The organism is Rhizobium sp. 10N414, from assembly GCF_056394785.1.
In genome coordinates, this window is sequence record NZ_JBFTIN010000058.1 from 18,451 (window position 1) to 27,766 (window position 9,316).

Genomic DNA, 9,316 nt, shown 5'->3' on the forward strand with positions numbered 1-9,316 from the left:
TCGCGCCCGGAAATGCGCCTCCTTTATCGCCGGCGCCACTTGGTTCCAGGCCCGAGGGCTCCGATTGCATATGACGCGTGCGCAGCAAATCGGCGTTATTATTGGCCTCGCCATCGTCGCGGCGTTCACAATGCTGCGGGCAAGCGATCCACCACTGCTGCGGCAAATCCGCGACGTCACATTTGATGAATATCAGCGGATCTCACCGCGCGCCTTTGAGCCGACACCGGTCCGCATCATCGATATCGACGAGGCCTCGCTCAAGGAATTCGGCCAGTGGCCCTGGCCGCGCGACCGGCTGGCGCTTCTCGTGGAGCGCCTGTCCGATCTGGGAGCCGCCGCGATCGCCTTCGATGTGCTGTTTGCAGAACCGGACCGTCTCTCGCCGCGCACTGTCATGCGCGATGTCGCCGGCGTCGACCCGACGTTGCTGAGGCGACTACCCGACAATGACGAGCTTTTCGCCCAAGCGATCGCCGGACGCCCCGTGGTGCTCGGCTTCGGCCTGACGACGGAGGGTAACTATCGGCCACCGGTCAAAGCAGGCTTCGCTTTCACCGGCGAGAGCCCCGTCAACGCGCCGCCCCGGCTCGACGCAGCGACACCGGTACGCCCGCAATTGCAGCTCAATGCGACAGGTCTCGGCCACATCAGCCTCAATCCCGGCAATCCCTCCGCTGTCGTACGCAAGGTCCCGCTCTTTCTGACGGATGGGGAGCAGCTCTATCCGAATCTGGCGATCGAGGCGCTGCGTGTCGCCCAGGGCGCTTCGACCTATGTGTTGGCAGCCGCCCCCGAGGCTCCCGATACACTGACATCGGTCAAGATCGGTGAGTTCGTCATACCGGTGACTGCGAGCGGTGAGTTGTGGCTGTATATCAGTCCTGATGTCCCGCAACGCTATATCTCCGCCGGCAAGATCCTGGCGCCACAAGGCGTCGATCCGCAGGTCGCTGCCGCCATCGAAGGAAGCATCGTCTTTGTCGGCACATCCTCGGCTGGTCTGCAGGATATTCGCACGACGGCGCTCGGCCAGAACGTCCCTGGTGTTTCCATGCATGCCCAAACCGTCGAACAGATCCTGACCGGCCACTTTCTCTCCCGGCCCGATTGGGCGGATGGACTGGAAATTCTTGCGATTGCCATCCTGGGTACGCTCCTGGTGGTGCTGACGACCTTCGTCAGCCCGGCTGTGGCGCTTGCCTGCGGCCTATGCCTGACGGCATTGGCGCTTGCGGCCTCCTGGTTTGCCTTTTCCGCCTGGGGCCTGTTGCTCGATCCACTCGCGCCGATCATTGCCGGCTCAATCACCCATTTCGCCGCCACCTCATTCCGCATCCTCGTTATCGACCGCGAGCGGCGCGCAGTCCGCCGTGCCTTCGGGCAGTATCTTTCACCCTCGCTGCTCTTTCGGATCGAGCACAGCCGCGATGCGATGCGGCTCGGCGGCGACGACCGCGAACTGACGGTGATGTTCGTCGACGTGCGCGGCTTCACCGAACTCAGCGAACGACTGCAGCCAGCCGAAGTCGTCCGCTTCCTGAATACGCTGCTCGATGCGTTGAGCCGCCACGTGACGGCCAATGAAGGGACGCTCGACAAATTCATCGGCGACTCGATCATGGCCTTCTGGAACGCCCCGGTGGACGTCAAAAATCATCCTGCCAAGGCAGTACGCGCCGCCCTTGCCATGCGTGAGACGCTCGCTTCGCTCAACGCATCCGATGCTTTCGGCTTCGGCCCGGAGTATCAGGTCGGTATCGGCGTCGGCATTCACACCGGCCTTGCCTGCGTCGGCAACATGGGGGCCGAAACACGCTTCAACTATTCCGCCGTCGGCGACGCCGTCAACGTCGCGGCGCGCATCGAATCCGCCTGCAAGGAAGTTGGCTTCGACATTCTCGTCTCGGAAACCACGGCTGGCGAACTGGCGCATTTCGCACTCCTCGACGCCGGCCTGCTCGGACTGAAAGGCAAGAGTAGCCGGGCGCGCCTCTATGCCGTTGTCGGTGGCGAGCACGTTCGCGGTTCAAGTGCATTTGCCGAGATGCATCGCATTCATACGGAGCTTGTCGCCGCGCTCCGCGCCCATTCGGCGGAGACACGCAAGCTGCTCAATATCGCCAAGCTCAAGTCAGCCGAGCTAACCGCGACCCTGCCCCAATTCTATAGCCGCCTCGGGCGCCGGGCGGACCACTTCCGCGACAGTCCCGGCAATGACGATGACGGTATTGGCGCGGCTCTGCCGCATGAAACCAAGCTTCACCTCGAACCCTGATTGCGGCTCTTACGACCACGACCCATCGCGATCGTGGTCTCATCATCGCCAATTGCGCCCACGGTCGCGGTCAAAAGGGCCTCGACCGAAGTGATCCCAACCGCGATGGTGATCCCAGTCGTGATGGTGGTCACGGTCGTGGTGGTGATGGTGATCAGGCTTGTCCGGCTTGTCGGGTGGATCCGGCGTGTCCGGGAGCTGTTGCGGTGTCTGCGGCAATTGGGACGGTTGAGGTGCCTGTGGCGCCTGCTGCGGCGCCTGGGGTGCCTGCGGCGCCGGCCGCTCCTGCCGCTGCGGCCGGGGCCGGTCCTGACGGTCCTGGCGCAGGGACGCCAGCCCGCAACTGGTGCGAATGCCGCCGAGCGCGCCCGAAAGCTGCTGATCGCCGGACAGGAAGGGCAACGCTCGCGGATTACTCAGTGTCTGCAGCGTGCTGCGATCGACCTTGCTCGGATCCGTCATTCGGCCGCCGCGGGTTGCGACCACGCAGTCGCATTGCTGACGCAACTGCTTGCAGCCCCCTGGGCCGCAGAAACTTGCGGCACCGTTCAACAACACGATCGCCGTCGTACCGTTCGGGCCGACGTAGAAATCGAACGCCGTTCCGCGCACCCCGATCGTGCCGGCCGGAGTTACAATCGAGTAGGCCGACGAGGCTGAATTGCCGCTGATCCAGCGGAACGTGCCTTTCGCCGCCTTGATCGAAAGCCTCTTCACGGAGGCCGAATCGTCATAAACGAACTTGTCGATCACGACCGTCGACCCCGCACCGACAGCCAGTTTGGTGCCATCCTTGAAGATGAATTGTCCAAGGCCGGACTGCGATGTGCGGATGCGCTCGTCCTTATGGACGGGGGATCGCACAACCAGCGGGCCGGTCTCGCCTGAAACCTCGGTTCGAATCAGTGTTGCCTGCCCAACCGGCTCGGCGGAGAAAGCCTGCAGCGGACCGAATAAAGCAAAGAAGACACCTGCAGCGACAGCACCACAGAAGCGAGACATGGTCGACCCCCGATAAACTGTCAGTATATTAGCATATTGTTAACTTTAACGTCTTCTCATCTTCTTGGTGTAGGGAGTACGGCTTTCGCCTTCACCGGGAGTTGCTTGCGACACCACGCCCGCGGTCAGCTCTTGACTTCCTCACAGCTTCGTCCGACTTCACTCAGAACGAATGCGAGGACAAAAGCATGAGCGAAGCGGCAAAAAGCACGATCGACCAGGAAGAGGTGGACCGCTTTTCGGCGATGGCGGCCGAATGGTGGAGCCCCACCGGTAAATTCAAGCCACTGCACAAGTTCAACCCCGTGCGGCTCGCCTATATTCGCGATAAGGCAGCGGAAAACTTCGGCCGCGACGTTCGTTCCCCAAGGCCGCTAGAGGGTCTTCGCGTCCTCGACATTGGCTGCGGTGGCGGTTTGCTCTCGGAGCCGGTGGCCCGCATGGGTGCCAGCGTCGTCGGTGCAGATCCATCGGAAAAGAACATCGGCATCGCTTCGACCCATGCGAAAGCCTCAGGCGTATCCGTCGATTACCGTGCCGTCACGGCCGAACAGCTTGCAGAGGCCGGCGAAACCTTCGACATCGTTCTCAACATGGAGGTCGTGGAACACGTCGCCGACGTCGATTTCTTCCTGGGCACCTGCGCAAAGATGGTTCGCCCGGGTGGCTTGATGTTCGTCGCAACGATCAACCGGACGATGAAGGCCGCCGCGCTCGCCATCTTTGCGGCAGAAAATATCCTGCGGTGGCTGCCGCGCGGCACTCATCAATATGAGAAGCTGGTCCGTCCCGAAGAGATCGAAAAGCCGGTTGCGGACAATGGCCTTTCGATCATCGATCGCACGGGCGTCTTCTTCAATCCGCTGTCAAACCAGTGGAATCTGTCGAAGGACATGGATGTGAACTACATGATGCTGGCGAAACGCCCTGGCTAATAGAGGTCGCGAGGGTCAGACCCCTCGACGCGCCTGTCTCGAGCCACAGCACTCCTTGAAAGGCTTGCCCGAGCCGCATGGACACAGGTCGCGACTGCGCCGTTGCAGGCGACCGATCAAGGGCACCTTCACGGCCGATGGCAGCGACGATGCCACGAAGGCGACCAGCTTCGCCGAAAGGCTTGGAATCACCAGACGGCGTCCGGCTTTGAACCCGCGCCAGGCGCGCTCGGCCACATAGTCCGAGCTGAGCTTGGGCAGGATCTTGAACAGAGCCGCCCGACCAGCACCAGACCGCTCCAGAAACTCCGTCGCAACGGGCCCAGGCGCAACGCAGGTAACCGTCACGCCGGTTGATCTGACCTCTTGATGCAGCGCCTCCGAGAAGGAGCGGACGAAGGCCTTGCTGGCGTAGTACAGCGCCATGTTCGGACCCGGCGTGAAACCCGCAATGGAGCCGAGATTGAGCACGCCGCCGCGGCCACGCGCCACCATACCCGGCAGGAAGTGCAGGGTCAGGTCAGTGAGTGCCCGGATGTTAAGGTCGACCATGCCAAGCTGGTCGGCAATCGGCAGTGTCGTTGCCGCACCGCGCAAACCATAGCCGGCGCTGTTGACCAGCACCTCGCAAACAAGGCCGTTGGCCGTAAGGAAGTCCTTCAGCCGCGCCGATGCGTCGGCCGCAAGCAGGTCGAGCGAGAGAGTGAATGCTGGGCCGCCTGCCGTTTTCACATCATCCGCAGCCGCCTCCAGTCCATCCAGCGACCGCGCAACGAGGACGACCGTCGCACCTTCTCGGGCCGCCACCTTGGCAATCGCCCGGCCGATGCCACGGGACCCACCGACCACGACGACGGCGGGGCGCAATGCTTCACGCTGTTCGTCTGTCATGGTGCCATCCCCGACACCGCCTCATCGGGGATCGCTTCGCCTGAAGCCATCCCGCGGACTTCGTCGGCAATCGCCCCATTCAGGATACTTTCGAAGCGAACGAGCGCACGGGCAACGTTCGCGCCATCCATGACCCGGTGATCATAGTGGATGCGCACGGTGACCGTTCCGTCTTCGGAGATCGGGCCATAATTGAAAATGGTGGTCAGCGGCGTTAGAGGGTTCAACGACTCCGCCCCCAGGCCCGAATAGACCGACAGCTGGAATGTGCCGAAGCGCCGTCCGCGCTGACGGCCAAGGTTCAGCCCAAGCCACATCAGAAGCCATCGGATCGGGCCGGGTGCGCGCGCAAATTTCAGCGCCCTGCGGAATTCCTTGATCTCATGGATCGGCTTTGATCTGGCTGCAAGAAAATGTCCCTCGATCTCGGCAATGGACCGATGCTCCGGATCCTTGATCGTGCTCAGCAGAACGATTCGCTCGCCCTCCTGCTCGCGCTCATGCGCAACGGAGGCGACACTGACCGGATATTCGTAGAGTTGCGGCCGGGGCAGCTTGACATAGGCACGCCGCAACTCCGCCACGTCCTGGCTGAGAAGGGCATAGCCCTTCAGGAACAACACCGTCCAGGACGTCTTGCTCTGCTGCGCCATCCTCGCTTGCTGTAGCGGCGCGAGATTCATCTGCCGCTGCACCGTGACGCGCGGCACGCCGATCGAGAACCGCATCAGGTCTCCGACCAGACGTCGTGATGGCGAAAGCTTGACGGCGCGTCCCCGCATCCTGCGTCCTCTAGTAGATGTAGGGGATAATTCGCTTCGTCCGGTCCATGTAGGCGCGGTACTCGGGACCGAAAATCTCCAGCATCATCCGCTCCTCCTTGTCTACCCGCAAAAAGAACAGGACTGCGAAGCCGATCAGGCCCGCCAGCCCAACGACCCAATTCGCGAGCAGAAAGGCCTGGCCAAGCGCCATCAGCAGAAAGGAGGTGTACATCGGATGGCGGACGAGCGCGTAGGGGCCGTGGGAAATCAGCTCGTGTTTCTCGCGGATCTGCAGCGTGATCGACCAGTTGCGGCCAAGCGCCTTGTGCGTTCTGCGGAAGACCCACATGGCCGTGAAAAACAATAGAGCACCGAGAATCACTGCCCACAGATGAGCAGGGTAGTCGGCGGCTGCTGGCTTTCCGGTTGCGACGTAGAAGCCTGGAATAAAGGCAAGCCCTATCAACGCAGCCGTAAGACCCGCCGCCTCCACACCGGAGCGCCGGTCGCTGACGACCCTCGTGCGCCTCGCGCGGCGTTCCGAAGGATAGCGAATGGCATACCAGGCGATGATGCCAAGCACCCACATGATTTTGCCAATGAGAGTGACGCTCAATTCAGATCACCGGAGCCCTTCTACGCCTGCCATCTATGGTGCCGAACGACCCGACGGCTCGCTCCGCATCACGTATTCATCTCTCGGAGCTTTGTAATGAACTCTTGCGGACGAAGCCAGATGCTAGGCGTCTTGTATCCCATGGAACTTGCGATCTCGCCGACGAAATTGTTGCAATTGTCGACGGTGGCCTGCCACATCTTCGATTTGGCCTGCAGGTCACGAATGTAAGCGACGGTCTTGTTGTACTCCGCTTCGGTGAGCAGGATGCGCCAGCTTGCCGAACGATAGGCTTCTTCAAGATCGCCATCCGTGGCCCCGGTCGACGCCGGAACGGGGATGAAATGCCCGAGTACGTAAGGCGCGGCGTCGGGAGAAGCCGGCGCAAGCCCGGCGACCTGCGGATTGATCATTCCGCCAGCCTTGTTCAGGCGTCCGAACACCGCATAGGTATGGCCATAGGTCAGCGCATAGCGTGAACGGAATTCGATGAAATACTGCCCCTCGCGCTGGGAGGCTTTAGCGACTTGTGCACCGCTGGCGTTCGAGGTGTACCTCGGTTGCGGTGGCTTGTCGTCAGATTGGCAGGATGTGAGCGCGAGCGCGGTGAGAATCAGGAGGGATAGGTGGCCTTTAGCAAGCGTCATGCTACGCTTCATCTCCGAGATCGAAGAGCACAGACACCCAAACAGAAATGCCAGCCTAGGGTTGCGCATTTGCGCATTAGGCAGCCTGGCTCCGACAACGATTTGGGGGAGGGGCCACAAAGTCCCTCCCCCTTACTCAAAAGTCAGATGTTACTTGGTGATCGGGGCTTCTGCCACCGGTGGTGGGGCTTTGCCCTTGCCCTTACCAACTGCTCCGCAAGCCGTCAGGCTCGAAACGGAAAACAAAGCAACAAGGCACATGATTAGGATTCTGCTCATCAAGTAGTTCCTCTCCGTTAGCATGGAATAGGTTATCGAAGGCAACGATTCTACTAATAGCGGTAAATTAGCGACAAGCCAAGTGCAGAAAGGGCACACCTAGCCGTCGCGTCGCACAGGCGACGCGCAAAGCTAACAGAGGGTGGCAATATCGATACAAAATGTAAGTATCATACGACCAAAACGCCGGTCCCAATGGGCGCCCGGCCGTAGAGGTGAACGATGTCTTCATTGGTCATGCGGATGCAACCATTCGACACGGCCTGTCCGATCAGCCAGGGCTCGTTCGTTCCGTGGATCCGGAAATAGGTATCCCGCCCGCCTTGGTAAAGATAAAGCGCCGCGGCGCCCAGAGGGTTGTTTTCCCCTCCGGGAACGCCCCCAGCATACTGCGCCAAACGCGGCTTGCGTTCGATCATGCTCGCGGTCGGCGTCCACGATGGCCACTCGGCCTTCCGCCCGACAACGGCATTGCCCTTCAGAGTAAGACCTTCCTCGCCGACTGCCACGCCATAGCGTGTCGCGCGGCCTTCGTCCTCAACGTAGTAGAGGTAACGTTCGTAGGTGTTGACGACCACGGCGCGTAATATGGTCGTTATCCATCGTTACCTGCTGATTATGGTGAGCCCTATCGCTTTCCTTTAGCATCCTGTTGTATTCAGGCCAAGTCATCGGTGGACCGCTCAAGCGCTCTTCTGTGCAGAAACCTCCCTGTCGTTGTATAAGTTCTTCATAATGTCGCCGTGTCGGAGGGCGCCTCTTGCGGCAATGGGCGCCGCGAAGCTAGGTTGAGACGCTTAGCGCCGCGGCGCCGGCGCGTTTCGCGGGGCTTCCGGGAGGTTGGCAGCTGTTCGCGTTTGAATTGACCTTGTCGCAGGGGAGCGATAGCAAATAACGATGAATCTTGGTTTCGAAGGAAAAGTAGCGATCGTCACCGGCGCCGGCTCAGGCATTGGCGCGGCCATCTCCCGTCAGTTGGCCGAGGAGGGCGCGGAAGTTGTCGTCGCCGATATCAATGTGGAAGCAGCGGAGCGGGTTGCAACGGAGATTCGCGAAAAAGGAGGCAAATCTCGCCATTTTGCGGTCGACGTGACCGATGCTGCAGCTGTTGAAAAGCTGGTCAAAACGGTCGCCGAAACCTGCGGCGGCCTCCATCTTGCGGTCAACAATGCCGGCGTCGACGGCGTGCGCAGGGCGACGGGAGATTATCCGCTCGACAACTGGCACAAGCTGATGGACGTCAACCTCAACAGCGTTTTCTACTGCATGAAATACGAGATCGGAGCGATGCTGGCCCGCGGCGGCGGTGCGATCGTCAATGTATCCTCCGTGCTCGGTGCCGTCGCACTGCCGATCGCATGCGCCTATACGGCGGCTAAACACGGCGTCGTGGGACTGACAAAGGCGGCGGCGATAGAATATGCCCGCCTGGGAATCCGCATCAATGCGGTCGGTCCCGGCTGGATTGAGACACCACTCTCATCGGAACATCGTGATATTGCGAGCAGCCGTCGCATGGAAGCACTGCAGCCGATGGGCCGGCGCGGCACGCCCGAAGAAGTGGCAGCTCTCGTCTGTTTCTTATTGTCGGAGCAGGCAAGCTTCATCACCGGCAGCTACCATCTCGTGGATGGCGCCTACAGCGCGCACTAGGTGTGTGGTCCCGGAATGAGATGGTGCGGATTGATTTTGAAGATTGACGGGTCCCTTGTCCAGGCGTTGCAGATTGCTTGATAGGGCGTTCGCCATCGGAGCGCCTTGAGGTGTTTGGCGAGGTTGTAAGCAGTGACGAAGGCCAGGACATGGGCCTTGAGACTTTCCAGGTCGTCATAATGGTAGACCTTGACGGTGGCGTCCTTGATGGTTCGATTCATCCGCTCGGCCTGGCCGTTCGTCCAAGGATG

At 60.9% G+C, this 9,316-nt stretch carries 10 protein-coding genes and 1 pseudogene; 3 read left to right on the top strand and 8 right to left on the bottom strand.

All coding sequences use genetic code 11. The features are described 5' to 3' along the window. The first annotated feature begins 70 nt into the window (after positions 1-70). The gene (locus tag AC1DE4_RS29395; RefSeq protein ID WP_113471539.1) at positions 71-2,278 is read left to right on the top strand and encodes a CHASE2 domain-containing protein; all 2,208 of its coding nucleotides are present in this window, start codon (positions 71-73) and stop codon (positions 2,276-2,278) included. A gap of 42 nt (positions 2,279-2,320) precedes the next feature. Here AC1DE4_RS29395 and AC1DE4_RS29400 read toward each other — a convergent pair whose 3' ends face one another. Then, positions 2,321-3,280: a FecR family protein gene (locus AC1DE4_RS29400; RefSeq protein WP_192242064.1), complete on the bottom strand. Its 960-nt coding sequence runs from the start codon at positions 3,278-3,280 to the stop codon at positions 2,321-2,323. 188 nt (positions 3,281-3,468) lie between these two features. Here AC1DE4_RS29400 and ubiG point away from each other — a divergent pair, with 188 nt between their 5' ends. Continuing rightward, on the top strand, positions 3,469-4,215 hold the full coding sequence (ubiG, locus tag AC1DE4_RS29405) for a bifunctional 2-polyprenyl-6-hydroxyphenol methylase/3-demethylubiquinol 3-O-methyltransferase UbiG (RefSeq protein ID WP_018857862.1): 747 nt from the start codon (positions 3,469-3,471) through the stop codon (positions 4,213-4,215). A gap of 15 nt (positions 4,216-4,230) precedes the next feature. Here the strand turns inward: ubiG and AC1DE4_RS29410 are convergent, their stop codons facing one another. From AC1DE4_RS29410 to AC1DE4_RS29435, 6 genes and pseudogenes are all read right to left on the bottom strand, one after another. Continuing rightward, the gene (locus AC1DE4_RS29410) at positions 4,231-5,106 is read right to left on the bottom strand and encodes an SDR family NAD(P)-dependent oxidoreductase (protein ID WP_113471538.1); all 876 of its coding nucleotides are present in this window, start codon (positions 5,104-5,106) and stop codon (positions 4,231-4,233) included. Next, positions 5,103-5,888, bottom strand: a complete 786-nt coding sequence (locus tag AC1DE4_RS29415; protein ID WP_192242063.1) for a hypothetical protein — start codon at positions 5,886-5,888, stop codon at positions 5,103-5,105. The genes AC1DE4_RS29410 and AC1DE4_RS29415 overlap by 4 nt, the downstream gene beginning before the upstream one ends. Before the next feature lie 10 nt (positions 5,889-5,898). After that, entirely contained in the window at positions 5,899-6,486 is a 588-nt protein-coding gene (locus tag AC1DE4_RS29420) for a protein-S-isoprenylcysteine O-methyltransferase (protein ID WP_192242062.1), read from the bottom strand. Positions 6,487-6,554: 68 nt separating this feature from the next. Further along, a complete protein-coding gene (locus AC1DE4_RS29425) occupies positions 6,555-7,133 on the bottom strand; it encodes a hypothetical protein (RefSeq protein WP_018857858.1) in 579 nt (192 codons plus the stop codon). A 150-nt stretch (positions 7,134-7,283) separates the two neighbouring features. Then, positions 7,284-7,412, bottom strand: coding sequence for a hypothetical protein (locus AC1DE4_RS29430; RefSeq protein WP_037075964.1), 129 nt, complete (start codon positions 7,410-7,412; stop codon positions 7,284-7,286). A gap of 170 nt (positions 7,413-7,582) precedes the next feature. Beyond that, positions 7,583-7,990: pseudogene (locus AC1DE4_RS29435) on the bottom strand (L,D-transpeptidase); the annotation flags it as partial. A gap of 319 nt (positions 7,991-8,309) precedes the next feature. On the opposite strand from AC1DE4_RS29435, the gene AC1DE4_RS29440 reads away from it, so the two are divergent. Continuing rightward, on the top strand, positions 8,310-9,065 hold the full coding sequence (locus AC1DE4_RS29440) for an SDR family NAD(P)-dependent oxidoreductase (RefSeq protein WP_018857856.1): 756 nt from the start codon (positions 8,310-8,312) through the stop codon (positions 9,063-9,065). Here the strand turns inward: AC1DE4_RS29440 and AC1DE4_RS29445 are convergent. Continuing rightward, on the bottom strand, positions 9,062-9,316 hold a 255-nt coding region (locus AC1DE4_RS29445), incomplete at its 5' end, for an integrase core domain-containing protein (RefSeq protein WP_477884382.1). The two genes, AC1DE4_RS29440 and AC1DE4_RS29445, sit on opposite strands and share 4 nt — an antisense overlap.